This is a genomic window from Vibrio sp. 1978 (genome assembly GCF_033344345.1).
Window position 1 is genome coordinate 1 of sequence record NZ_JAWPOP010000801.1, and the last position, 574, is coordinate 574.

The following is a 574-nucleotide window of genomic DNA, read 5'->3' on the forward strand; positions in this document are numbered from 1 at the left end:
GCGGCTGAATTTGCAGAGTTCCAAGGTTTCATGACACACGTCGTTACGCCAAACAATCGGCCGTTAATTGGTCGAGGGGGGGTCAGCGTTCAACCCACCGCACAATGGCAATCATTTGATTTTACAAACATATTAATCATTGGCTCAATTGGCGATCCTTTAGAATCGTTAGATAATATCGATCCTGCATTGTTCGATTGGATCAGAGAGTTACACCTAAAAGGCAGCAAAATAGTTGCAATTGACACTGGTATTTTTGTCGTCGCGAAAGCCGGTCTTTTGCAGCAAAACAAAGCTGTAATGCATTCTTACTTCGCCCACCTCTTTGGCGAACTGTTCCCTGAGATAATGCTCATGACTGAGCAGAAAGCACTCATTGACGGAAACGTCTATCTTTCGTCTGGACCTTACTCTCACTCAAGTGTGATGCTGGAAATAGTAGAAGAGTATTTTGGAAAGCACACTCGAAACCTTGGTAACCAGTTTTTAAGTACAATAGAGAGCAGTGGAAACTCTCATTCATACTGTGATGTTTTCCGTTACATGCAACACAGAGATGAGCTGATTCTAAAAA

Annotated in this window: 1 protein-coding gene; it reads left to right on the forward strand. The window is 42.7% G+C overall.

Annotated features, from left to right (window positions below; all coding sequences use genetic code 11):
- On the forward strand, positions 1-574 hold a 574-nt coding region (locus tag R8N49_RS29190), incomplete at both ends, for a DJ-1/PfpI family protein (RefSeq protein ID WP_318190707.1).